The organism is Xanthomonas sp. WHRI 7945, assembly GCF_035026585.1.
The window spans coordinates 21,634-45,665 of sequence record NZ_JAYIQP010000004.1; the positions used below are offsets into that span (position 1 = coordinate 21,634).

General features: G+C 69.1%; 16 protein-coding genes. 11 read left to right on the top strand and 5 right to left on the bottom strand.

From position 1 onward, the window contains the following. Positions 1-70 precede the first annotated feature (70 nt). From VDQ83_RS04550 to VDQ83_RS04565, 4 genes are all read left to right on the top strand, one after another. On the top strand, positions 71-445 hold the full coding sequence (locus VDQ83_RS04550) for a hypothetical protein (protein ID WP_309914007.1): 375 nt from the start codon (positions 71-73) through the stop codon (positions 443-445). Positions 446-642: 197 nt separating this feature from the next. Beyond that, positions 643-2,454: a sensor histidine kinase gene (locus VDQ83_RS04555; protein ID WP_455434027.1), complete on the top strand. Its 1,812-nt coding sequence runs from the start codon at positions 643-645 to the stop codon at positions 2,452-2,454. Beyond that, the gene (locus VDQ83_RS04560; RefSeq protein ID WP_179567317.1) at positions 2,451-2,891 is read left to right on the top strand and encodes a response regulator; all 441 of its coding nucleotides are present in this window, start codon (positions 2,451-2,453) and stop codon (positions 2,889-2,891) included. Before VDQ83_RS04555 ends, VDQ83_RS04560 begins: the two co-directional genes overlap by 4 nt. 6 nt (positions 2,892-2,897) lie before the next feature. Continuing rightward, entirely contained in the window at positions 2,898-4,412 is a 1,515-nt protein-coding gene (locus VDQ83_RS04565; RefSeq protein WP_455434028.1) for a response regulator, read from the top strand. A gap of 156 nt (positions 4,413-4,568) precedes the next feature. Here VDQ83_RS04565 and VDQ83_RS04570 read toward each other — a convergent pair whose 3' ends face one another. Then, a complete protein-coding gene (locus VDQ83_RS04570; protein WP_263395740.1) occupies positions 4,569-5,408 on the bottom strand; it encodes a 20S proteasome subunit A/B in 840 nt (279 codons plus the stop codon). A gap of 96 nt (positions 5,409-5,504) precedes the next feature. Between VDQ83_RS04570 and folK the strand changes: the two genes are divergently transcribed. Next, entirely contained in the window at positions 5,505-6,047 is a 543-nt protein-coding gene (gene folK, locus VDQ83_RS04575; protein WP_455434029.1) for a 2-amino-4-hydroxy-6-hydroxymethyldihydropteridine diphosphokinase, read from the top strand. Positions 6,048-6,174: 127 nt separating this feature from the next. Here the strand turns inward: folK and VDQ83_RS04580 are convergent, their stop codons facing one another. After that, positions 6,175-6,909 carry a pteridine reductase gene (locus tag VDQ83_RS04580; RefSeq protein WP_455434030.1) on the bottom strand — a complete coding sequence of 245 codons (735 nt, stop codon included), beginning with the start codon at positions 6,907-6,909 and terminating at the stop codon, positions 6,175-6,177. 54 nt (positions 6,910-6,963) lie between these two features. On the opposite strand from VDQ83_RS04580, the gene VDQ83_RS04585 reads away from it, so the two are divergent. Then, entirely contained in the window at positions 6,964-8,148 is a 1,185-nt protein-coding gene (locus VDQ83_RS04585) for a class I SAM-dependent methyltransferase (protein WP_455434031.1), read from the top strand. Then, positions 8,145-8,561, top strand: coding sequence for a VanZ family protein (locus tag VDQ83_RS04590; RefSeq protein WP_455434032.1), 417 nt, complete (start codon positions 8,145-8,147; stop codon positions 8,559-8,561). The genes VDQ83_RS04585 and VDQ83_RS04590 overlap by 4 nt, the downstream gene beginning before the upstream one ends. A gap of 30 nt (positions 8,562-8,591) precedes the next feature. Here VDQ83_RS04590 and VDQ83_RS04595 read toward each other — a convergent pair whose 3' ends face one another. From VDQ83_RS04595 to VDQ83_RS04605, 3 genes are all read right to left on the bottom strand, one after another. Continuing rightward, positions 8,592-10,910, bottom strand: coding sequence for a beta-N-acetylhexosaminidase (locus tag VDQ83_RS04595; protein WP_455434033.1), 2,319 nt, complete (start codon positions 10,908-10,910; stop codon positions 8,592-8,594). Between the two features lie 97 nt (positions 10,911-11,007). Continuing rightward, positions 11,008-13,638 (bottom strand): TonB-dependent receptor, encoded by a 2,631-nt coding sequence (locus VDQ83_RS04600; protein ID WP_455434034.1) that lies wholly within the window; start codon positions 13,636-13,638, stop codon positions 11,008-11,010. A gap of 79 nt (positions 13,639-13,717) precedes the next feature. After that, positions 13,718-14,068 carry a hypothetical protein gene (locus VDQ83_RS04605; RefSeq protein ID WP_455434035.1) on the bottom strand — a complete coding sequence of 117 codons (351 nt, stop codon included), beginning with the start codon at positions 14,066-14,068 and terminating at the stop codon, positions 13,718-13,720. Positions 14,069-14,795: 727 nt separating this feature from the next. On the opposite strand from VDQ83_RS04605, the gene VDQ83_RS04610 reads away from it, so the two are divergent. From VDQ83_RS04610 to VDQ83_RS04625, 4 genes are all read left to right on the top strand, one after another. Beyond that, positions 14,796-17,495 (top strand): TonB-dependent receptor, encoded by a 2,700-nt coding sequence (locus VDQ83_RS04610; protein ID WP_455434036.1) that lies wholly within the window; start codon positions 14,796-14,798, stop codon positions 17,493-17,495. An 82-nt stretch (positions 17,496-17,577) separates the two neighbouring features. Further along, complete coding sequence (gene galA, locus VDQ83_RS04615) at positions 17,578-20,457, top strand: beta-galactosidase GalA (protein WP_455434037.1); 2,880 nt, start codon at positions 17,578-17,580, stop codon at positions 20,455-20,457. A 64-nt stretch (positions 20,458-20,521) separates the two neighbouring features. Beyond that, on the top strand, positions 20,522-22,828 hold the full coding sequence (locus tag VDQ83_RS04620) for an alpha-N-acetylglucosaminidase (protein ID WP_455434038.1): 2,307 nt from the start codon (positions 20,522-20,524) through the stop codon (positions 22,826-22,828). Beyond that, a complete protein-coding gene (locus VDQ83_RS04625) occupies positions 22,825-23,979 on the top strand; it encodes an acyltransferase family protein (RefSeq protein WP_309914040.1) in 1,155 nt (384 codons plus the stop codon). The genes VDQ83_RS04620 and VDQ83_RS04625 overlap by 4 nt, the downstream gene beginning before the upstream one ends. Positions 23,980-24,032: the final 53 nt, after the last annotated feature.

Consider the following 24,032-nt stretch of genomic DNA (forward strand, 5'->3'; position numbering starts at 1 on the left):
GCACCGTTTCGCATCGTATTGACATGCATTCAGCGATCATCAAGCCATGTCGGCTACCAGGCGAATCGCTATGTTGGATGCTTACTCCCATGCCGCGCCCAGTCACGCGCACGCGGCGTCGCAGACCGCAGCCGTCGGCGCGGTGGACGTGCCTTCCTCGGCCGAGCTGCCGCTGCGGCCGTCCTCATTGACCTTGGCCACGCGCCAGCTGGAATCGCAGCTCGGCATGCTGCTGGCCACCTTCCACGACGATGCCGGATTCTGGCCGGCTTTCACCAGGCTGATGCAGGGCCTGGAGACCGAACTGACCCAGGCCGAGCGCGCGCGCCTGCGCAGCCATGCCGATTTCCTGCTGGTGCGGGCCGGGATGTCGTCGTGGACGCTGATCGGCGCGACCACCGGGGCCAGCGCCCGCGCGCTGCCGGCCGCGGCGCGTCGACCCTGATTGCCTGCGGCACATCGGCGTCGACCACGGGCGGCTCGCAGCCGCCCGTTTTTTGTTTCCGGGCATTAGAATAAAGTCGTATTCAGGCGCGCGGTGGGGCACGACGCGACGCCTGAGCCATTCATCCGGGACCGTTGGAAGCGGCGACGTTGCCGCCCCTCGGTGCCGCTGTCGTTTCCAATTTCGCACGAACAGGTATGCAGATCACCGCAAAACATGATGCATGGGACCGCTGGCGTTTGCCGCTGCTGGCGTTGGCGGTGGTGTTGATCGTGATCCTGCCTTCGTTGCTGTTGCGGCAGATGAGCGACAGCACCCTGCGCGCGGCCGATTGGGTCGGCCACAGCCAGGAAGTCACGGCGACGCTGCGCGGTCTGGAGGCGCACATGCGCGACATGGAGTCGGCGGCGATGGCGATGTCGCACGCGGTCGAGTCGCCGATCCTGCGCGTGCGCTTCGCCGAGTCGCGTGCCGCGATCGCGCCGACCATCGCGCGCCTGGTCGACCTGACCCGTGACAACCCCGATCAGCAGGTGCGCATCGGCCGCTTGCAGAGCACCCTGGAACGCCGCAGCCTGCTGGCCGTGCGCATCGCGCAGAACCGCGACCCGGAGCAGGCGCGCGCATTGATCCAGGAGATGACCGCGGACAATCCGGTCCGTGGCCTGATCGCCGAACTGCAGCAGCGCGAGGACGCGCTGCTGGCCGAACGCACCGCCGATGCCGAAGGGCGGCGCACGCTCACCTCGGTGATCAGTTGGGTCTCGCTGAGCGTGCAGCTGCTGCTGCTGGCCCTGGTGATCTGGCTGCTGCAGCGGCAGATCGGCCGGCGCCTGGACGCGGAGCGGCACCTGTTGCGCGCCAATGCCCGCGCCGCCGCGGTGCTGCAGACGGTGCGCGAGCCGATCGTGCTGCTCGACGGCACGCAGCGCATGATGATGTACAACGCGGCCTTCGGCGAACTGTACGGGCTGGACCCGGAGCGGGCGCCGAAGATGCTCGACGACGTCGGCGATGGCGCCTGGCAGGACCCCATCGTGCGCCAGCGCCTGGCCGACGTGCTGTTGCGCGGACGCGAGCTGTGGGACTTCGAACACGAGCAGGCCGGCGCCGACGGCGTCGTCCGCACCATGCTGCTGAACGCGCGGCGCATGCCGCTGCCGGACAGCGACGACGAAGTCGTGCTGATGACGGTCAGCGACATCAGCCTGCAGAAGGCCAGCCAGCAGCGCATCCAGATCCTGAACCGGCAGCTCGAGGGCAAGGTGGAGCAGATCTCGGAGGTCAACCGCGAGCTGGAGGCCTTCAGCTACTCGGTCTCGCACGATCTGCGCGCGCCGCTGCGGCATGTCGCCGGCTTCGCCGACAAGCTGGCGCGCCACCTCGGCGACGCCGCCGACGAGAAGAGCCGCCACTACCTGGAAGTGATCGGCACCTCGGCGCGGCGCATGGCCTCGCTGATCGACGACCTGCTGGTCTACTCGCGGCTGGGCCGCAGCGCGCTGCGCCTGCAGGCGGTGGACATGCAGTCGCTGGTGGCGGAGACGCGCGCGGTGCTGGATTCCAACTTCCAGTCCGACAACGCCGGCAGCGGCCACCGCATCGAGTGGAACGTGAGCCCGTTGCCGATCCTGGTCGCCGACGAGAACATGATGCGCCAGCTGTGGTTGAACCTGCTCGGCAACGCGGTCAAGTACAGCGCCAAGCGCGAGGTCGCGGTGATCGAGGTCGGCTACCAGCTGCAGCCCGACGGCAGCCACCACTTCAGCGTGCGCGACAATGGCGCCGGCTTCGACATGGCCTACGCCGCCAAGCTGTTCGGCGTGTTCCAGCGCCTGCACAAGGCCAGCGAGTACAGCGGCACCGGCATCGGCCTGGCCAGCGTGCGCCGCGTGCTGAGCCGCCATGGCGGCCATATCTGGGCCGATGCGGCGCCGGAGCAGGGCGCGACCTTCCATTTCGTCTTACCCCCCGCGCTCGAAGCGCCCACCAACGAGTTGACCGCATGACCGCCATCCGCACCATCCTGCTTGCCGAAGACAGCCCCGCCGATGCCGAGATGGCGGTCGATGCGCTGCGCGACGCGCGCCTGGCCAACCCCATCGTCCATGTCGAGGACGGCGTGGAGGCGATGGACTACCTGCTGCGCCGCGGCGCCTACGCCGACCGCGAGGAAGGCCTGCCGGCGGTGCTGCTGCTGGACATCAAGATGCCGCGCATGGACGGGCTGGAAGTGCTGAAGCTGGTGCGCACCGACGAGTCGCTCAAGCGCCTGCCGGTGGTGATCCTGTCGTCCTCGCGCGAGGAAAGCGACCTGGCGCGCAGCTGGGATCTGGGCGTCAATGCCTACGTGGTCAAGCCGGTGGACGTGGACCAGTTCTTCACCGCGGTGAAGACCCTGGGCACGTTCTGGGCGGTGATCAACCAGGCGCCGGACAAAGAGTAAGCGCACATGCCCATGACCGGCACCAAGCTCGGACCGATCCGGATCCTGATGGTCGAGGATTCGCCGGAAGATGCCGAGCTGCTGTCCGACCAACTGCTGGACGCAGGCCTGGAGGCGACTTTCCGCCGCGTGGAAGGCGAGTCCGCGCTGCGCGAGGCGCTGCACGAGTTCGCGCCGGACATCGTGCTGTCAGACCTGAGCATGCCGGGATTCTCCGGGCACCAGGCGTTGCGGGTGCTGCGCGAGCACGGCAACGCGGTGCCCTTCATCTTCGTCTCCGGCACGATCGGCGAGGAGACCGCGGTGGAGGCGCTGCGCGACGGCGCCAACGACTACATCATCAAGCACAACCCGACCCGGCTGCCGTCGGCGGTGGCGCGTGCGATCCGCGAGGCGCGCACCGAGCGCGAGCGGCAGCGGGTGGAAGGCGAGCTGATGCGCGCGCAGCGGCTGGAGAGCCTGGCGATGCTGGCCGCCGGCCTCAGCCACGACCTGCGCAACATCCTGCAGCCGCTGCTGATCGTGCCGGAACTGATCATCGGGCGCAGCGACGATCCGCAGCTGCGGCACCTGGCTGAGGTAATCGCCGAGTGCGGCCGGCGCGGCCACGAGATGGCTGAGTCGATGCTGTCGTTCGTGCGCGGCTCGCGCAAGCCCAGCGAGCGCGTGTCCATCGCCGGCCTGTTCCAGGCGGTGCAGATGCTGCTCAAGAGCAGCCTGCCCGAGCGGGTGAGCCTGCAGGTGGAGGTGGCCGACGCCGAGCTGTCGATCGAGGCCAACTACACCGAGCTGCAGCAATGCCTGCTCAACCTCGGCCTGAACGCGATCCAGGCGATGCCCGGCGGCGGCACGCTGGTGTTTTCGGCGGCGCCGGCGATCGGCGCCGACGGCAGCGAGCAGGTACGGCTCCTGGTTCGCGACGACGGCCAGGGCATGGATGCGGAGACCCAGGCGCGCCTGTTCAGCCCGTTCTTCACCACCAAGCCCGACGGCACCGGCCTGGGCCTGATCTCGTGCAAGCGCATCGTCGAGAGCTACGGCGGCAGCATCGCCGTGGACAGCACCCCGGGCGAGGGCACCTGCTTCGAGTTGCTGATCCCGGTGCGCGGCCATGCGCCGTCGGCCGAGCCGGAACCGACGATCCCGATGGGCAAGGGCCAGCGCGTGCTGCTGGTCGACGGCGAGGCCACGCGCCTGTCGCTGCTCGGCAACGCCTTGTCCAGCCAGGGCTACCGGCCGCAGCCGGCCTCCGACGGCGCCGCAGCGCTGCGCGAGGTGCGCGAACACGGCATGCCGGACCTGGTGATCGTGGACAGCGACATCATCCTGCTGTCGGCGGTGAGCCTGCTGCTGGCGCTGCAGGACATGGACTACCGCGGCCCGGCGATCGTGCTGGAGGACGCCGGCACCGCGCTGCAGCGCGACCACTTCCCGCAGGACATCGCCGTGCACGTGCTGCGCAAGCCGCTGGAGATGCAGCGCGTGTTCCGCGCGGTGGCGCATGCGTTGGAGAGTGGCTGAAGAGCCGGGATTCGGGATTGGGGAGTCGGGATTCGTTTCAGGCAACAGCGACAACGACACCACCGTTGCACGCAAGGTAAAGCACTTCAGCGCGGGCGATCAGACGCCTGGACGCCGCTTTTGCGAATCCCCAATCCCGAATTCCCAATCCCAGCTTCACTGCTGGGACGACTGGTCTTCCGGGTCGCGCCTGGCCGGTACGCGGCGCGGGGGCAGCGGCGGCAGGGCGCCGCGGTTGTCGGTTTCGCTTTCGGTGGTCAGCGCCGGCTCCCAGGGGAAGCGCGGCAGCGTGCGTACCGCGTTCTCCAGCTTGCGCGACCAGGTGTCGTGGATTTCCGAGTACAGCGGGGTGTCCGCTTCCAGGCGCAGGCGCTGGGTCACGCGCAGGTCGTTGCGGCGGATCAGCGCCAGGTCGATCGGCATGCCGACCGACAGGTTGGAGCGGATGGTGGAATCCAGCGACACCAGCGCGGTGCGCGCGGCGTCCTCCAGCTGCATCTCCGGACGGATGATGCGGTCCAGGATCGGCTTGCCGTACTTGGACTCGCCAATCTGCAGATACGGCGTCTCCGGCGAGGTGGCGATCGCGTTGCCCAGCGGATAGATCATGTATAGCCCGGGCCGCTCGCCGGCGATCTGCCCGCCCAGGATCAGCGTGGACTGCACGCTGACCCCGCTGTGCTGGGACTGGTCGGACAGCTTGACCTGGCTGGAGACCAGCACCTCGCCGACGTACTCGGCGACCTCGAACAGGTGCCGGAACGAGCGCAGGCTGCGCGGCGCGTCCGGATCGTCGGCGTCGCGCTGCAGCTTGGAGATCGCCAGCTGGGTGGTGGCCAGGTTGCCAGCCGACATCAGCACGAACACCGCCTGGCCCGGATACTCGAACACATGCAGCTTGCGATGCACGCGTACGTCGTCCAGCGAAGCGTTGGTGCGCGTGTCTGCGGCGAAGATCAGGCCTTCGTCCACTTCGATGCCTACGCAATAAGTCATGTCGCTGCCGGAAGATCAGTGCGTTTCGATTCTATGCGGGGGGGACGGGCTTGGCTACCGGTTGACGCTCGCGGCCGCGGCATGCGCGAATATCCCATGACCACCGTGCTCCTCAGCCTGGGCAGCAATCTGCGCCCGCAACATCACCTGCATGCCGCGATAGGTGCGCTGCGGCAGCGTTTCGGCCCGATCGCGGTGTCGCCGACCTACCGCACCGCGGCGGTCGGATTCGACGGTCCGGCGTTCCTGAACAATGCCGTGTCGCTGCACACCGACTGGGAGCTGGCGCCGCTGGATGCATGGCTGCATGCGCTGGAAGACGCCCACGGGCGCGACCGCAGCGGGCCGCGCTTCAGCGACCGGACCCTGGACATCGACGTGGTGTTCTACGGCGATCGCATCGTCGAAGGCCCCGGCCACCTGCGCATCCCGCGCCCGGAACTGCGTCACGCCTTCGTGCTCAAGCCGCTGGCCGACATCGCCGCCGACTTCGTCGACCCGGTCAGCGGCCGTCGCCTGGGCGAACTGTGGCGGGCGCATGCGCAGTTCGGGGAGGCGTTCGAGGTGGTGGAGCTTGGAGAGCCGGGACCGGGGACCGGGGACCCGGGACCCGGGGCATTGTCGGCGGGGAGCTTCTAACACCCCATTGGGGATCTCCAAAGCGAAACCCCGGCGCGCGTCGCGACGCGTGCGGCACGTGCCACGTTCTTTCTCTCACCGTGCTTTGACCTCCGGGTCCCTGGTCCCCGGTCCCCGGTCCCGACTCTCAACTCAATCCCCTTCCCCCATCCACCCGCAACGTCTGCCCGGTGACGAAGCCGGCGTCGTCGAGCAGCCAGCGCACCGCTTCGGCGATCTCCTCGACCTGGCCGATGCGTGCCAGCGGGGTGCGTGCCAGCAGGGCCTGCTGCGCGGCGCTGTCCTTGCCGGCCTCCGGCCACAGGATCGCGCCCGGGGCGACGGCGTTGACCCGAACCTGCGGCGCCAGTTCCAGCGCCAGCGAGCGGGTCAGCATCGCCAGCGCCGCCTTCGCCGCGCAGTACAGCGGGTGCGCGCGCAGCGGCTGTTCGGCGTGCAGGTCGGTGATGTTGACGATCGCGCCATGGTGTTCGCGCAGCTGCGCGGCCGCGGCCTGGGCCAGGAACAGCGGCGCGCGCGCGTTGACCGCGAACAGGTCGTCCCACTGCGCCGGCGTGGCCTCGGCCAGCGGGCTGGGGTAGAAGTTGGAGGCGTTGTTGACCAGCGCGTCGAGCCGGCCGAAACGCTGCACGCAGTGCGCCACCAGCGCCGGCAGCTGCACGGCGTCGCGCAGGTCGGCGTGCAGGGTCAGGGTGCTGCCGGCGCGCACGCCTTCCAGTTCCTGCGTCAGCGCCTGCAGGTCGGCCCGCGAGGTGTGCGCGTGCAGCGCCACGCGGTAGCCCACCGCGTGCAGACGCCGCGCAATGCCGGCGCCGATGCGCCGTGCGCTGCCGGTGATCAGGACGACTTTGGTCTCGGTCATGTAGGTCTTCCGTGCTCGGCTATGCTGTGCATTGTCCACGTAATCCAGCGCCGTATGCCTATCGACTTTCCCACGCCCGACGCCGACGCGCTCGCCCACAGCGAACGCCTGGCCGCGCACCTGCGCGCCGAGATCGCCAGCGGCGGCGGTGCGATCCCGTTCTCGCGGTTCATGGAGCTGGCGCTGTACGCGCCGGGCCTGGGCTACTACAGCGCCGGCAGCAGCAAGTTCGGCGAGGAAGGCGATTTCGTCACCGCGCCGGAGCTGGGGCCGCTGTTCGCCGCCACCGTCTCCAACGCGCTGGCGCCGGTGCTGCAGCAGCTCGGGCCGCAGGCGCGGATGCTGGAGGTCGGCGGCGGCAGCGGCGCGTTCGCCGAGGTGATGCTCAAGCGCCTGCTGGCGCTGGACGCGCTGCCCGAGCGCTACGCCATCCTCGAACCCAGCGCCGACCTGCGCGCGCGCCAGCGCGAGCGCCTGCAACGCGCGCTGATCCCGCCGGTGTTCGACCTGGTGGAGTGGCTGGACCGGCCGTTCGAGGACGACTGGAACGGGGTGCTGTTCGCCAACGAGGTGATCGATGCGCTGCCGACGCCGCGTTTCGTGCTGCGCGAGGGCGAGGTGTTCGAGGAAACCGTGACCCTGGACGGCGAAGGCCGCTTCCGCCGCGGCGAGCAGCCGGCCGATCCGCTGCTGGCGGCGGCGGTGCGCCACGTCGAACGCTACCTGCAGGCGCCGTTCGCCGACGGCTATCGTTCCGAACTGTTGCCACAGCTGCCGTACTGGATCCAGGCGGTGGCCGGCGGCCTGCGCAGCGGCGCGATGCTGTTCGTCGACTACGGCTATCCGCGCGGCGAGTTCTACCTGCCGCAGCGCGACGACGGCACCCTGCGCGCGTTCTACCGGCACCGCACCCATGCCGATCTGTACCGCTGGCCGGGCCTGCAGGACCTGACCGCGTCGGTGGATTTCACCGCGCTGGCCGAGGCCGGCACCGGCGCCGGGTTCGAGTTGGGCGGCTACTGCACCCAGGCCAGCTTCCTGCTCGGCAACGGCATGGACGCGCTGCTGGCCGAGGCCGAGGCGCGCAGCGACGAACGCGGCTGCCTGCGCCTGCGCGAGCAGGTGAAGCGGCTGACCCTGCCCAGCGAGATGGGCGAGCGCTTCCAGGTGATGGGCTTCGAGCGCGACGTGTCGCTGGCGCCGGCGTTCCTGGTCGGCGACCTGACCTGGCGCCTGTGAGCGCGCGCGCGTTGCGCGATTTCCGGCGGCCGGTGCCCTGGCTGGGCCTGTGGCTGCTGGCGATCGCCGCGGTGATCGCGGTCTGCCTGGGACCGCCGCCGCAGATCCCGGAACTGCCCTCGGGCAGCGACAAGATCGAGCATTTCCTGGCCTACTTCCTGCTCGCGTGGGGCGCGGTGCAGCTGTTCGCACGGCCACGCGCGCTGCTGCTGGCGGCGCTGGGCCTGGTCGCGCTGGGGATCGGCATCGAGTTCGCGCAGGGCGCGCTGACCACGGACCGCATGGCCGACCCGCGCGACGCGCTGGCCAACAGCGTGGGCGTGGCGGCAGGCATGGCGCTGCTGCCCACGCCGCTGCGCAACTGCATGCTGTGGCTGGATCGGTGCCTGTTCGGCCGCCGCGCGCCCCCCTGAGCGACGCGGCAGCCCCGATGGCCTGCGCGCCTAGCGCGGCTGCAGCGTCAGCCGGTCCAGCACCCACATCGCCGGGCGCGTGTCGCCGGTGAAGTAGACGCACAGGTCGGCGGCGCGCGGCGCGTCCTTCGGCAGCGGCGCGCGCAGGGTCACGAAGCCGTCCGCGTCCGGTCGTGCGGGCAGTGCGACGCTGGCCAGGGTGCGGCCGTCGCAACCGTCGCGTACCACCAGTTCGCCGTGCGGCGCGCGCGCGGGGCGGAAGCGCCGGTGCGGCTCGTCGTGGGCGAGCTGGAAGTAGTACGGCAGGCGGCCGGCGCGGACCTGCAGCGTGCCAATGCCGTCCAGCGTGGCCTGCCGCCACGTCCAGCACGGATCGAAGATGTCCACGTCGAAGATCGCGCGCTCGCCGTCGCGCGGGCCGTCGTCCTCCAGCCGCAGCGTCAGCTTGCCGCTGCACATCGCCAGGTCTTCGTCGCGGCGGCTGCGCAGCGCGGCCAGGTCAACGCGGCGGCGCACCGCGTCGGCGAGCGGCATGCCGTCGGCGAAGGCCTGCGCGGCGATCGTGGCCGGCAGCGCGACCGTGAGCGGTTCGGTGTAGCGCGCCGAGGTGGCGCTCGGCGCGCTGCCGTCGGTGGTATAGCGGATGTCGCGATAGCCGAGCGGGGTGGCCAGGGCTACCGTGGCCTGCGCCGCGGCGCCGTCGCCGCGCACCTCGAACTGCGGCTGGAACGGCGTGGCCGCGTAGGCGATGCCGAGCGCGCGGTAGTGCGCCAGCAGGTCCGGCAGGCGCTGCAGGAAGCCGTCGTAGTCCTTGCCTTGCGCCGGCGTCCAGCCGGTCTCGGCGACCGCGGCGATGCGCGGGAACACCGCATGCTGCAGCCGCGCCCAGCTGCGCATGTGCTCGGAGAACGCGGTGGCCTGCAGGCCGAGCACGTGCTTGCGCTGGGCCGCGTCCAGCACCGCCGGAACCGGATCGAACGCGTACACCTTGCGCAGGTCGTTCAGCGCCGGGCGTCCCGGCGGCTCGTCGGGCGAGGCGGTCTGCAGGTAGTCCAGATACAGGTCGGTGACCGGCGCCATCACCACGTCGTGGCCCTGCCGCGCGGCGGTGATGCCGCCTTCGATGCCCTGCCACGACATCACCGTGGCGCGCTCGGGCAGGCCGCCGGCGAGGATCTCGTCCCAGCCGATCAGGCGCCGTCCGTGCGCATCGAGATAGCGCTCCAGGCGCTTGATGATCCAGCCCTGCAACTGCTCTTCGTTGGCCAGGCCCAACTCCCTGATCCGCGCCTGCGCCGCGGGCGAGGCCTTCCACTGGTCCTTGACCGCCTCGTCGCCGCCGACGTGGATGTAGGTGCCGGGGAACAGCGCAATCATCTCTCCGAGCACGTCCTCGAAGAACGCCAGGGTCTGCTCGCTGGCGTTGAACAGGTTGGCGTGCACGCCCCATTCGTTGGAGACCTGCAGCGGCGTGTCGATCGAGCCGAACTGCGGGTACGCGGCGAGCGCGGCGGTGGCGTGCCCGGGCAGGTCGAACTCCGGCACGATGGTGATGTGGCGCGCGGCGGCGTAGGCCACCAGCGCGCGGATCTGCGCCTGGCTGTAGAAGCCGCAGCTGCGCAGCGGGCGGCCGTCGGCGCCGACGCCGGCGTCGCCGGCCGCGACCCGGCAGCCGCCGATCTGGGTCAGCTTCGGGTACTTCGGGATCTCGATGCGCCAGCCCTGGTCGTCGGTGAGATGCCAGTGCAGGGTGTTGAGCTTGTGCAACGCCATCGCGTCGAGCAGTTGCTCGATCTGCTCCACGCTCTGGAACTGCCGCGCCGAGTCCAGCATCAGCCCGCGCCAGCCGAAGCGCGGCGCATCGACGATGTGCGCGCCCGGCAGCACCGCGGCGCGCGCCTGGCCGGCGGCCGGCGCGAGCTGCCAAAGCGTCGTCGCCGCATAGAACAGGCCGCGCGGATCGGCGGCGCGGACGCGCACGCCGTCGGCACCGATGTCGAGCACGTAGCCTTCCGGCGACGCGCTGGCCTTGGGGTCGAGCGCGAACACGATGCTGCGCGCGCCGGGTCGGCTGGCGGGCGGCGCGAGTTGCAGCTTCACGCCGCTGCCGCGCGCCAGGCCATCGATGAACTGCCGGGCGGTCGCGGCCGCGCGCGGGTCGTCGGCGTACACGCGCACGCTGGCGTCGAGCGCGAATCCTTCGCCGCCGACGCGCGCCTGCTGTGGCGCGGGGATCAACGGCAACGGCGTCGCGGCGACGGCGGCCATCGGCGCGGCGGCCAACGCGATCAGCATGGCCGCGGTCCAGCGCGCCAACGGGAAGAAGGTGTTGCGAGTGGAACGGGTCATTCGGCGTCTCCTGTCGGCATGCCCGGCCGCACGCAGAACGGGCCCGGACGAATCCGGGCCCGCTGCGGGTCTAGACGGCGCGCACGCGCTGTAGCGATCAGAACTTGAAGTGCACGGTGGCCATGTAGCGGCGCCCGTTCTTGTAGCGCCCGACCGGGTGATCGGTATCGCCCAGGTACTGGAAGTAGTCCTCGTCCAGCAGGTTCTGCGCGTCCACCTGCAGCGACCACTGCTCGTTGATCGCATAGCCGATGCTCGCGCCCAGGTCGGCGTAGTCGTCGACGCTGGCCGGCGCCGCGCCAGCCACGTAGCCGCCGGCGAGGTAGCTGTCGCGCCAGTTGTAGGTGATGCGCGCGTTCAGCGGTCCCTTCTCGTAGTACGGGCTGAAGGCGACGGCGTTGCGCGACTGGTAGGGCAGGGCGTCGCCGGTGTTGTTCTCGCCGTTGGCGTAGGTGTAGTTGGCGGTGAGCCCGAAGCCGCTGTCGCCGAACGGTTGCTGGTAGGCGATGGTGAAGCCCTTGACCTTGCCGTCGCCGGCGTTGCGCGGACGCTGGATGCTGTAGTCGCAGTAGCCGTCGGCGGTGCAGCCGTTGCTGCCGAGCATCTGCGCCCAGGTCTGCGGCGAGGTGTCGCGGATCGAGTTGTACTGGCGCTCGATGGTGGCCGAGGTGTCGATGTAGTTGTCGATCTTCTTGTAGAAGATCGACCAGGCCACCACCGACTGCTCGGCGAAGTAGTACTCGGCCGACAGGTTGAAGTTCCACGACTCGTACGGCGACAGCTCGGCGTTGCCGCCGCTGCCGGTGAGGGTGGTGTCGTTCAAGAAAGTGTTGTTGACCATCTGGTTGTACGGCGCCCACGCGATGACCTTGGCCGCGGCGAAGCGGAAGGCCCAGTCGCTGCTGGTGTCGTAGACCAGGTTCAACGACGGCAGCACGAAGTTCTCCTTCTGGGTGCGGGTCTGCCACTTGCTGTCCAGGTCGTCCAGGGTCGGCGTGCCGCTGTAGACGAAGCCGCTGCCCTCGGTCTTGGAGTCCACGTAGCGCACGCCGAGGTTGCCGCGCAGGCCGCCTTCGGAGAAGTTCAGCTGCGCATAGGCGGCGTTGTTGGTCTGCTCCAGCGCCCAGCTGTTGTTGAGGAAGCTGGCCGGATCGGGATTGCCGTAGTCCACCGGGCTGTTGCGGATCCAGTCCATCACGTTGCCGCGCCCGGCCTGCACGTGCCGGCCGTGGTCGGGATAGAAGCCCTGGATGTCGGTCAGGCCGAGGGTGCCGACGTCGGCCAGCGTGCCCGGGGTGACGCCGCCGTACACGTTGAGTTCGAAGTTCTCCTTGTGCTTGCCCTGGCGCACGCCGAACAGCAACTGGTTGAACACGCCGTCGAACTGCACGTTGAAGTCGAGCTGGCCGTAGGTGTCCTTGCTCTCGGTGGCGAAGATGCCGTTGTTGCCGAACCAGCCGCCGGCCGAGCCCCAGTTGGCCGGATCGCGTGCGCCGGCCGCATCGTCGAAGCGGATGCCGCGGTCCAGGTCCCAGCTGAAGCCGCCGTTGTAGAACGGCTCGATGAAGTACTGCGCCAGGTTCTTGTTCTCCGACTTGCTCTGCCCGACCTGGCCGCTCACGCCCCAGCCTTCGCCGCGGAAGGCGCCGCGCAGGTCCAGGCCCTTGGTGGTGACCTCGGACTGGCGCACGTTGTTGTCGTAGATCACGGTGCCGCCGTCGGGGTTGGCATTGGCGCTGGAATGGCCGCTGCGGACCACGCCGTTGCGCACGTTGCCGAGCGCGTCCACGGCGTCGACCGTGCCCTGGTTCCAGGTCAGGAAGCTGTACATCGACTGGTTGTAGTTGTCGAAGTTCTCCTTGATGTACAGGCCGCTGAGGTTGAACTCCAGCGCATCGCTGGGCTTGAGCTGCAGGTTGACCACCGCGCTGTCGCGCTTGCGGTCCTGCTGGAACCACGCCGCGTTGACCGAGTTCGGCACGTCGGCATCGGCCGGCACGCCCGTGGCGTTGGTGAAGGTGGACGCCTTGGCGTAGCCGAACACCTCCATGCCCTGGCGATCGACGCGCTCTTCGTAGTGCTGCGCGGACACGGCGATGCCGAAGGTCTCCTCCGGGTTCTTCCAGCTGTACAGCAGCGAGGCGTTCGGCTTGCCCTCGCTGGCCTGCTGGCTGTAGCTGTAGCCCACCGAGCCGGCGATCTCGTTGGCCTTCAGGTCCAGCGGCTGGCGGCTGTGCATCAGCACGGTGCCGCCGAGGCTGCCTTCGGTCAGGCGCGCTTCGGACGACTTGATGATCTCGGCGCGGCCGAGGATCTGCGGCGACAGCAAGGTGTAGTCGAAGCCGCGGTTGGGCTGTTCGCCATACAGCCAGATCGCCTGCGCCACCGGGTGCCCGTCCAGGAACGACAGGTTCAGGCTGGGATCGGTGCCGTCGATGCTGACGCGCTCGCCCTGGCCGAAGCGGCGGTCGAGGGTCACGCCGGGAATCTGCGAGAACGCCTCGGCCACGTTGGTGCTCGGAAACTTGCCGATGTCCTCGGCGGTGATCGCCTCGGAAATGGTGACGTTGTTGCGCTTGGTGTCCAGCGACTTCTCGAGGCTGGCGCGGATGCCGACGACCTGGACGGTGTCCAGGTCGGTGGCGGCGGTGGTCGCCTGCTGCGCCTGCGCGCCGAAGGCGAGGGTGGCGACGATGGCGGCCGACAAGACGGAATGGCGGTATTGCATGATGTCTCTCCTCATCATTCAATCGGTGGATGACGCAGCGCACGCGCGTTTGCGCACGCCGAATCTGCCTGTGGTCTTACTACGGGTGAATGGGTGGCGTCCTCCGGTGCGCGGCCAGCGGATGGCGGCGACGGCGGTTCGGCATTGCGTGCATCGGCGGGATGCGCCGCAGCGCAGCGCTCGGTGTCTGCTGCGTTGGCGGGCGTGAGCGGTCGATCAGGACAGGCTGGAGGTGCGGCAGGACGCTGCCGGGCACGGCGAGGTGGCCGCACCCAGGCGCAGCAACCGGCGCTGCGACGCTGCCGCCCGCTGCGGCGGACGGCGCCAGCGCGCCGGCCGCACTGCCGATCAGGCTGCAGCGCAGTTCCAGGCATTCCATTGGCGTGCCGAATGCGGCACGCGAAACGCGTGTACGGATCAGTGCGATCACATGCCTCTCCCATGCCCCGCTGTGCACCGCGAATGCGCGGCCCCACCCCTGTGCGGACCGATTCTTACGAGGCCATGACAACGATGTCAAGTCCTCGTCGGAAAATTTGTCTGGTGCTGGTTCGGTCGGCCGAAACGCGTGCTTGGACCGGGCGACACTTGATCGCCTTGCCTAAAGGTTTTTATTTTCAATGACTTGTGAAGATGCGCAGCGCCTGGGCGACAGCCTGCAGATGAGAACGGTGCGCAGTTATGTTGTGGCGCACAAAATTGGTCTCATTCGTAGAATTGGTGCGTCAAAGGTATCGTGACAACGATGCGTGAAAGCAGCTGCACGAAAAATATTTTCGACTTAAATTCGATTGATTTTTAAGGGTTTATTCTGATTTCCAGGTCAAGTCCAGACGCCATTTGGCGCCCGCCCGTGTCGCGGCGTTGACATAATCTTTCTAAGACCATAAGAATCGAGCTGCCTGGAATTGGTCTCTGCCAATTCGGGATCGATCAGTCCAGCAGCCGCATGCACATCACCCATCCGGGGAAGGGATGGGGACGCGCCTCTCGCACCACGGGGCGCAGGAAACAGACAGAACGCTTCATCGATTCCGTGCCCGAACGGACGGCACCGCCCTGCGCATCGCGCCGGGCGGGATGGAGCGCGCTGTCCGCTCGCAGCCGCTGGATGTCAGACGTCGTCGTGCCGATCAGCCATCAACCAGGATAGCCCAATGCCACATGTCGCTCGCTCCCGTCCGCACTGCTGTTCCCTGTCCGTCCTCGCCACCGCCATCGCCCTCGGCCTGCTCAGCAGCGGCGCGCAGGCGCAGGACGCGCCCGCGCCCGCACCGGTCTCCCAGCTCGATACGGTCACCGTGACCAGCTCGTACCAGAAGAGCCTGATCACCGCGCTGGACAACAAGCGCGAGGACGCGCGCATGACCGACGGCATCTCTTCCGAGGACATCGGCAAGTTCCCGGCCGAGAACATCGCCGAGGCGATCCAGCGCATTCCCGGCGTGCAGATCTCCACCATCAACGGCCGCGGTTCGACCATCAGCATCCGTGGCCTGGGCCCGCAGTATTCGGCCACCACGATCAACGGCCAGACCATCAAGAGCGCCGATTTCACCGACGGCTTCCGCTACGACATCATCCAGCCGGAAGTGGCCGCGGCGATCGAGGTGATCAAGTCGCCGTCGGCGGACATGGATGCCGGCGGGCTGTCGGGCACGGTCAACATCGAGACCACCAAGCCGCTGGACTACAAGGAGCGCAAGCTGCTGCTGTCGGCCAAGGAGCAATACTCCGAATTCGCCGGCGGCGCGCCGACGCCGAAGGCGGTGCTCACCTACATCGACCAGTTCCAGCTCGCCGACGGCGGCGAACTGGGCGTGTTCGTCAACGCCGGCTACCAGAAGCTCAAGGACCGCGCCGACTACCTGTGGATCGACCGCTGGTACACCCAGGACACCGCCGACGGCACCTTGTACATCCCGCGCCGCCCGCGCTACCGCTCGATCGAGCGCGAGACCGACCGCAAGATGCTCACCGCCGGGCTGCAGTGGAAGCCCAACGACCGGCTGGAAATGAACCTGACCGCGTTGTACTCGCAGGACAAGACCGACAACGACATGAACCAGTTGGTCTATTCCTTCGACCGCAATTTCCTGAGCGTGCTGGAGACCGACGGCCTGACCGCGACCAAGGTGTCGGCGTCCAACTACTGGCTGGAGAACAACCGCCAGCTCGAGCGCCACGATCTCACCTCGCAGCTGGTGACCTGGGACGCGAAGTGGAAGGGCGATGCGTGGACCTTCAGCGGCGTGGCCAACTACACCGAAGGCAAGACCGACGAGGACGAGCGCGCGGTGATCCTCGGCCGCCTGCCGTCGGCGACGCTGTTCGACATGTCCAACCCCGGCGCGATCTCGCTGACCACCGATGCCGACGCCAACGACGCCAGCGCCTGGGACCAGGCCAACCTGGTCCGCGACGAGTATCCCAACGGTGCGATCACCAAGCTCAGCAACAAGGAGTGGTCGCTGCAGTTCGACGCCGAGCGCTACGTCGGCGCCGGCTTCCTCGACTCGGTGAAGTTCGGCACCAAGTTCCGCCGCGAGACCTTCGACCGCAACGTCTGGCGCCGCGATTTCCTGTACCTGGTCAACTCCGGCGCGGTGTCCGGCTACGCGATGTTCCCGGAGCTGTCGGCGGCCAGTTCCAACGTCAGCAACTTCCTCGACGGCAATCTGGCCTCGCAGACCGGCTGGGTGGCGCCGGACGTGTACGCCTACGCCGAGGCGCTGGCCGCTTCGGGCATCACCGTGCCGGTGCTGTTCGCGCCGCAGGCCAGCTACCACATCCGCAACGACATCTTCTCCGCCTACGCGCTGGCCAAGATCGACACCGAGATCGGCAGCATGCGCCTGCGCGGCAACGTCGGCGTGCGCTACGAGAACACCAAGCGCACCACCGACACCTACCTGACCACCGCCTCGCAATTCAGCGAGGACGCCAACGACGTGGTCGGCACCGCGCGCGCGCCGTACGACTACCACAACTGGTTGCCGAGCGTGAACCTGGTGCTGGACATGCGCGAGGACCTGCTGCTGCGCTTCGCCGCCGGCAAGGCGCTGGTGCGCCCGATCCTGGACAGCAACACCGCCATCGCCACCACCATCTCCTCGGGCAGCAACACCGGCGGCACCACCACCTACGACGTGTCGCTGGGCCAGACCGACCTGAGGGCGCTGACCGCCAACCAGGCCGACCTCAGCCTGGAGTGGTACTACGGCCAAGGCGGTGGCCTGACCCTGGCCGGCTTCTGGAAGCAGGTCAAGAACGGCACCTTCAACAGCATCGTCTGCCCGACCACGTTCAACGGCGCGGCGCTGTCCGGCAACAGTGCCGGCGATTGCGTGGACGGCAGCGGCAACATCTACGAGATCACCGCCACCCAGAACGATCCGAGCAAGGTCAAGATCAAGGGCTACGAACTGGGCTGGACGCAACCCTTCGATGCCTGGCTGCCGATCCAGGGCTTCGGCCTGACCGCCAACTTCACCCGGGTGATCCCGCAGCGCGACACCGACTTCAAGATCCGCAACCTGTCGGAGAAGACCTGGAACGCCACCGGCTACTGGGAGAACGAGATGTTCTCCGCGCGCCTGTCGCTCAACCACCGCAGCGAGTACGAGCAGGACAGCAGCGACAGCTTCTTCGCCCGCGAAGGCCACACCATGAAGGCGCGCACCCAGTTCGACGCGGTGCTCGGCTACCAGGCCACCGACAAGCTCAGCTTCCAGCTCGGCGGGCTCAACCTGACCGACAAGAAGGAAGAGGCGTACAAGGACATCAGCGAGCGCTGGCAGATGACCGGCGTCACCGGACGCAGCTTCTACGTGTCGATGCAGTGGGACATCCTGTGAGGTCCGTGCAGGCGCTTGCGGGATAACCCGCATCAGGCCCGGCGCCGCGGTGGCGCCGGGCGGTCGATCCGAGGGCAGGCGCATGCAACGACGACAATTCCTGGTGGGCGGCGCCAGCGCCGGGCTGCTGCTGGCGGCGCCGCGCTGGAGCTGGGCGGGCAGTGCGGCCGATGCCGGATTCGCCGGTACCGGTGGCCGCGCAGCGGCGGTGTCGCCATTGACGCTGGCGGTCGATCCGGGCGTGTTCTGCCTGGACGACGGCTGGCGTTTCCACGCTGGCGACATTGCGTTTCCGCCGATCACCGGGCAGGACGCCAGCTACGACAACGCCAAGGCCGGCAAGGCCTGGGGCGCGGCCGCGGGCGATTTCGACGACAGCCAGTGGCGGTCGTTGCGCCTGCCGCACGATTTCGCCATCGAGCAGCCGATCGAGGCCAGCGCCAACGTGGCGCAAGGCTATCGCCGCCGCGGCATCGCCTGGTACCGGCGCAGCCTGCGGCTGGACGAGGCGCTGCGCGGCAAGGCGCTGGAACTGCGCTTGGACGGCATCTCCAGCCGCGCCACAGTCTGGATCAACGGTTTGCTGATGGCGCGCAGCTGGAGCGGCTACGACGGCGTCGCCATCGACCTGAGCGCGATCGCGCGCTACGGGCAGGATCTCAATAGCATTGCCGTGCGCGTGGACGCCGAGGCGATGGATGGCTGGTGGTACGAAGGCGCCGGTCTGTACCGGCACACCTGGCTTGTTGTGCGCGATGCGCTGCATATCGTCGGCGACGGGGTGCATGCGGTGCCGCGCTTGGTCGATGACCAGCGCTGGACGCTGCCGGTCGCGGTCAGCGTCGCCAATGCCGGCGAGCAGGCCGAAGCGGCGCTGCTCGAGGTGACGCTGTACGACGCGCATGGCGCGGTGGTGGCGCAGGGCGGCAGCGCGCTGCAGGTGGGCGCATTGGCGCAGGCCTTGGCGCAGGTCGAACTGCAGGTGCGCCAGCCGCAGCGCTGGGACGTGGCCGCGCCGCACCTGTACCGGGTCGCGGCGGTGCTGCGCGGCGCCGGCCGCGAGCGCGACCGCCGCGAGTGCGCGATCGGCTTTCGCACGCTGCGCTTCGACGCGCAACAGGGTTTCTTCCTCAACGAACGGCCGCTCAAGATCAAGGGCGCCTGCCTGCACCAGGACCATGCCGGGGTCGGCGTGGCGGTGCCCGACAGCGTGCACGAGTTCCGCATCCGCCGGCTCAAGGCGCTGGGCTGCAATGCGATCCGCCTGCATCATGCGGTGGCCAGCGAACTGCTCGACGTCTGCGATCGCCTGGGCATGCTGGTGATGGCCGAGAACCGCGTGTTCAATCCGGCGCCGGACTACGCCGCGCAGCTGCGCTGGCTGGTGCGCCGCGACCGCAACCGTGCCTGCGTGTTCCTGTGGTCGGTGTTCAACGAAGAGCCGATGCAGGGCACCGCCGCCGGCTATCAGATGGTGCGCCGCGCGGTGGCGCTGGTGCGCGAACTGGACGACAGCCGCCCGGTGACCGCGGCGATGAACGACGGCATGCTGACCCAGCGCAATGCGGCGCATGCGGTGGACGTGGTCGGCTTCAACTACCGCCAGTTCAACTACGACCGCGTGCACGCGGCGATGCCGCATACGCCGCTGCTGTCCAGCGAAGACACCAGCGCCTTCCAGACCCGCGGCGCCTGGTTCACCGACATGGACGCGCACGTCATCGCCGAGGACGACTCGGTCGCCGCGCCGTGGGGCAACACCCATCGCACGTCCTGGAAGCTGGTCAACGAGCGCCCGTATCTGGCCGGCAGTTTCGTCTGGACCGGCTTCGACTACCGCGGCGAGCCGACCCCGTTCGAATGGCCGTCGGTGTCCTCGTTCTTCGGCATCATGGACCTGTGCGGTTTCCCGAAGGGCGCGTACTGGCTGCGCCAGGCGCAGTGGATCGACGACGCGCCGATACTGCAGCTGCTGCCGCACTGGAACTGGCCGGGCCGCGAGGGCGTGCCGATCAAGGTGATGGCGTTCTGCAACGCGCAGCAGGTGGAGCTGTGGCTCAACGGGCAGTCGCAGGGGCGGCAGGCGGTGGACCGGGTCGAGATGAATGCCTGGCAGGTGCCGTATGCGCCGGGCGTGCTGGAGGCGGTGGCCTATCGCGACGGCCGCGAGGTGGCGCGGCAGCGGGTGCAGACGGTCGGCGCGCCGGTCGCGCTGCGGCTGACCGCGGACCGCGCGCGGATGCGCGGCGACGGCCGCGACGCGCAGCCGATCACCCTGGAGGCGGTGGATGCGCAGGGCCGCCACGTGCCGTTCGCCGATGCGCAGATCGCGCTGCAGGTCGACGGCGGGCGCCTGCTCGGCGTCGGCAATGGCGACCCCAACCGGCACGCCGCCGACAACGTGCCGCAGGTGCAGCTGTTCAACGGCCTGGCACAGGCCATCGTCGAGGCCGGCAGCGGCCAGCGCCGGCTGCGCATCCAGGCGCGCGCGCCGGGCCTGCGCGCCGCGCAGGCGACGATCGACCTGGAGGCGGCGGCGCCACCGCTGTCGCTGCCTCCCGCCGCCGCAGCGATGGTGGTGCCTGGATGGCGGCGTACGCTGCCGTTCGCCGCGCCGCCGGACCCGGCGCTGCCGCGCGCGCCCAACGACAACAACAGCTGGAGCTTCTGCCAGCCGGGCAACCTGGAGACGCGCGCCGAGCGCGATGGCTATGTGCTGTACCGGGCGACGTTCACGCCGTGGGCCGGAATCCAGCAGCGCGGCGGCCGGCTGCGGCTCGGCCGCGCGACCGGCGCGGCGCAGGTGTATCTGGACCGGCGCCTGGTCGCCAGCGTCGCCGCCGGGCAGCATGCGCAGGTGACGCTGCCGGCCGCGGCCGGCGAACGGGTGCTGGCGGTGGTGATGCAGGTGACGGCCGGAACGCCTTTCGGCTTCGACGACGTAGCGACAGTGGAGTATTGACCGAATGAAACGAGCTTTCCGCCGTGTCTTCCCGCACTCGCGTGCCATCGCAAATGCCCTGCCGATGCTGCGGCGTGGAAGCGCCGCGTTGCTGCTGGCCTGCGCGTTGCTGGCGCCGGCGGCATTCGCGGCGCCCGCGCCCGACGCACCGGGCGACGCCGCGCGCGGCGTGCTGCTGCGCACGCTCGGCCCGCGCGCGGCCGCGCTGGCCCTGCAGCGGCAGCCGCGCGGCGGCGGCAACGACTGGTACCAGGTCGGCGCCGATGCCGGCACCTTGCGCGTGTCCGGTTCTTCGGAAGTGGCGCTGGCGCATGGCGCGTACAGCTATCTGCAATCGATCGGCGCCGCCTCGGTGAGCTGGGAAGGCAGTCGCGTCGCGCTGCCCGCCGCCTACGCCGACTTCCGCGGACAGCGCGTGGTCACTCCGTTCGCCTACCGCGCCTATCTCAACGTCTGCACCTACGGCTACACCACGCCGTGGTGGGACTGGGCGCGTTGGGAACGCGAGATCGACTGGATGGCGCTGCACGGCGTCGACATGCCGCTGGCGATGGAAGGCCAGGACTACGTGTGGCAGGCGCTGTGGCGCGAGTTCGGCGTCGCCGACGCGGACCTGGCGCAGTATTTTTCCGGCCCGGCGTTCACGCCGTGGCAGCGCATGGGCAACATCGAAGGCTACGACGCGCCGCTGCCGCAGCAGTGGATCGAGGACAAGCACGCCCTGCAGCTGCGCATCCTGCAACGCATGCGCGCGCTGGGCATGAAGCCGGTGCTGCCGGCCTTCGCCGGCTACGTGCCGAAGGCGTTCGCGCAGACGCACCCGCAGGCCCGCATCTACCGCATGCGTGCCTGGGAAGGCTTCCACGAGACCTATTGGCTGGATCCGGCCGACCCGCTGTTCGCCAAGATCGCGCAGCGTTTCATCCAGCTCTACGACCGCACCTACGGCAAGGGCACCTACTACCTGGCCGATGCGTTCAACGAGATGCTGCCGCCGATCGCCGCCGACGGCAGCGACGCGCGCCTGGCCAGCTATGGCGACAGCACCGCCAACACCGCCCATACCGACAAGACCGCTCCCGCGACGCCCGAGGTATCGCCGGCGCAGCGCGACAAGCGCCTGGCCGACTACGGCCGCGCGCTCTACGCATCGATCCATCGCGCCAATCCCGACGCGGTGTGGGTGATGCAGGGCTGGCTGTTCGGCGCCGACCGCCACTTCTGGACGCCGCAGGCGATCGCCGCGTTCCTGCGCGAGGTGCCCAACGACAAGCTGCTGGTGCTGGACATCGGCAACGATCGCTACCCGGGCACCTGGAAACTGTCCGAGGCGTTCGACGGCAAGCAGTGGATCTACGGCTACGTGCACAACTACGGCGGCAGCAACCCGGTGTACGGCGACCTGGCGTTCTATCGCGACGACCTGCGCGCGCTGCTCGCCGACAAGGACAAGCGGCAGCTGGTCGGCTTCGGCGCGTTTCCGGAAGGCCTGCACAACAACTCGGTGGTCTACGAATACATGTACGCGCTGGCCTGGGGTGCGCAGGAGCGTCCGCTGCAGGAATGGCTCGGCGACTACACCCGCGCCCGCTACGGGCATACCTCGCCGGCGTTGCGCGCGGCCTGGGACGACCTGCAGGCTTCGGTGCTGTCGACCCGCTACTGGACGCCGCGCTGGTGGCGCAGCCGTGCCGGGGCGTACCTGCTGTTCAAGCGGCCGACGCTGGACATCGGCGAATTCGAAGGCGCACCCGGCGATCCGCCGCGCCTGCGCCGCGCGCTGGACCAGTTGCTGGCGTTGGCGCCGGAGTACGCCGACGCGCCGCTGTACCGCTACGATCTGGTCGACTTCGCCCGCCACTACGCCAGCGGCCGCGTCGACGCGCACCTGCAGCAGGCGGTGGCCGCGTACAAGCGCGGCGACGTCGCCGCCGGCGACGCCGCGTTCGCCCGCGTGCAGGCAGCGGTGCGGCAACTCGACGGCCTGGTCGGCGGCCAGCAGGAAACCCTGTCGAGCTGGCTCGGCGATGCCGAAGGCTATGCGAAGACGCCGCAGGACGCGGCCTATTACCGGCGCGACGCCAAGGCGCAGGTCAGCGTGTGGGGCGGCGAGGGCAATCTCGGCGACTACGCGTCCAAGGCCTGGCAAGGCATGTACGCCGACTACTATCTGCCGCGCTGGGCGCTGGCGATGCAGGCGCTGCGCGATGCGGCAGTCGGTGGCGGCAGCGTGGACGAGGCGGCGCTGCAGCAGCGCTTGCGCGCGTGGGAGCAGGCCTGGGTGAAGCGCGAGACGCCACACACGCGTAAAACGCCGGACGACCCGGTCGCTGCGGTAGGCACCCTGCTGCACGAGGTGGATGCCCGATGAGCGCCGCGTCAGTGACCCTTCCCGCCGCGGCGCCGTCGCGCGAGCGCTTCCTGTCGCTGGACGTTTTCCGCGGCCTGACCATCTTCCTGATGATCCTGGTCAACACGCCCGGCGCCGGCGCCGATGCGTTCGCGCAGCTGCGGCATGCGCCATGGTTCGGCTTCACCGCCGCCGATCTGGTGTTCCCGTCGTTCCTGTTCGCGGTCGGCAACGCGATGAGCTTCGCGCTGGATCGCGGCCAGCCGCTCGGCGCGTTCCTGCGCCGGGTCGGCAAGCGCAGCGCGCTGATCTTCCTGCTCGGCTTCCTGATGTACTGGTTTCCGTTCGTGCACCACGGCGCCGACGGCAGCTGGACCTTCACCGCGATCGACCAGACCCGGGTGCCGGGCGTGCTGCAGCGCATCGCGCTGTGCTACGCGCTGGCGGCGCTGCTGTGCCGCTGGCTGCCGCCGCGCGGCCTGCTCGGCGCCTGCGTCGCGTTGCTGCTCGGCTACTGGGCGGCGCTGTACCTGTGGGGCCAGCCGGGCGCGGAACTGAGCAAGCTCGGCAACGCCGGCACGCGCCTGGACCTGTGGCTGCTGGATCCGGCGCAGCTGTACCGCAAGGACGGCGGCTTCGATCCGGAAGGCCTGCTCGGCACATTGCCGGCCACGGTGAACGTCATCGCCGGCTACCTGACCGGCCTGTACGTGCGCCGCGTCGGCAAGCAGGCGCGTACGGCCGGCTGGCTGTCGCTGGCAGGCGTCGCGCTGGTCGTGCTGGCCCTGGCCTGGCAGCCGTGGTTCCCGCTGTCCAAGAAGCTGTGGACCGGTTCGTTCGTGCTGCTGACCGTGGGCCTGGACCTGCTGTTGCTGGGCGCGCTGCTGTGGGCGATCGAAGTGCGGCGTTGGCAGGCCGGCAGCGGCTTCTTCACCGTGCTCGGGCGCAATCCGCTGGCGATCTACCTGTTCTCCGAGCTGTTCGTGATCAGCCTCGGCTTGTTGCCGGTCGGAAGCAGCGGGCACGGCCTGTACCAGTGGGTCGGTATCGCGGTGTTCCAGCGGCTGGTGCCGGGGCCCTGGGGCAGCCTGGCCTGCGCGCTGGCCTACACCCTGCTGTGCTGGGCGGTGGGCTGGTGGATGGACCGCCGGCGGCTGTACCTGCGGCTCTGACCCGGCGTGCACGGGTCGCGGATTGGTACTATATTGGACCTAACGAATTCATG

Coding starts and splice junctions, on each gene's coding strand:
- VDQ83_RS04550 (WP_309914007.1), top strand. CDS start 71: ATGTTGGATGCTTACTCCCATGCCGCGCCCAGTCACGCGCACGCGGCG.
- VDQ83_RS04555 (WP_455434027.1), top strand. CDS start 643: ATGCAGATCACCGCAAAACATGATGCATGGGACCGCTGGCGTTTGCCG.
- VDQ83_RS04560 (WP_179567317.1), top strand. CDS start 2,451: ATGACCGCCATCCGCACCATCCTGCTTGCCGAAGACAGCCCCGCCGAT.
- VDQ83_RS04565 (WP_455434028.1), top strand. CDS start 2,898: ATGCCCATGACCGGCACCAAGCTCGGACCGATCCGGATCCTGATGGTC.
- VDQ83_RS04570 (WP_263395740.1), bottom strand. CDS start 5,408: ATGACTTATTGCGTAGGCATCGAAGTGGACGAAGGCCTGATCTTCGCC.
- folK (WP_455434029.1), top strand. CDS start 5,505: ATGACCACCGTGCTCCTCAGCCTGGGCAGCAATCTGCGCCCGCAACAT.
- VDQ83_RS04580 (WP_455434030.1), bottom strand. CDS start 6,909: ATGACCGAGACCAAAGTCGTCCTGATCACCGGCAGCGCACGGCGCATC.
- VDQ83_RS04585 (WP_455434031.1), top strand. CDS start 6,964: ATGCCTATCGACTTTCCCACGCCCGACGCCGACGCGCTCGCCCACAGC.
- VDQ83_RS04595 (WP_455434033.1), bottom strand. CDS start 10,910: ATGACCCGTTCCACTCGCAACACCTTCTTCCCGTTGGCGCGCTGGACC.
- VDQ83_RS04600 (WP_455434034.1), bottom strand. CDS start 13,638: ATGCAATACCGCCATTCCGTCTTGTCGGCCGCCATCGTCGCCACCCTC.
- VDQ83_RS04610 (WP_455434036.1), top strand. CDS start 14,796: ATGCCACATGTCGCTCGCTCCCGTCCGCACTGCTGTTCCCTGTCCGTC.
- galA (WP_455434037.1), top strand. CDS start 17,578: ATGCAACGACGACAATTCCTGGTGGGCGGCGCCAGCGCCGGGCTGCTG.
- VDQ83_RS04620 (WP_455434038.1), top strand. CDS start 20,522: ATGCTGCGGCGTGGAAGCGCCGCGTTGCTGCTGGCCTGCGCGTTGCTG.
- VDQ83_RS04625 (WP_309914040.1), top strand. CDS start 22,825: ATGAGCGCCGCGTCAGTGACCCTTCCCGCCGCGGCGCCGTCGCGCGAG.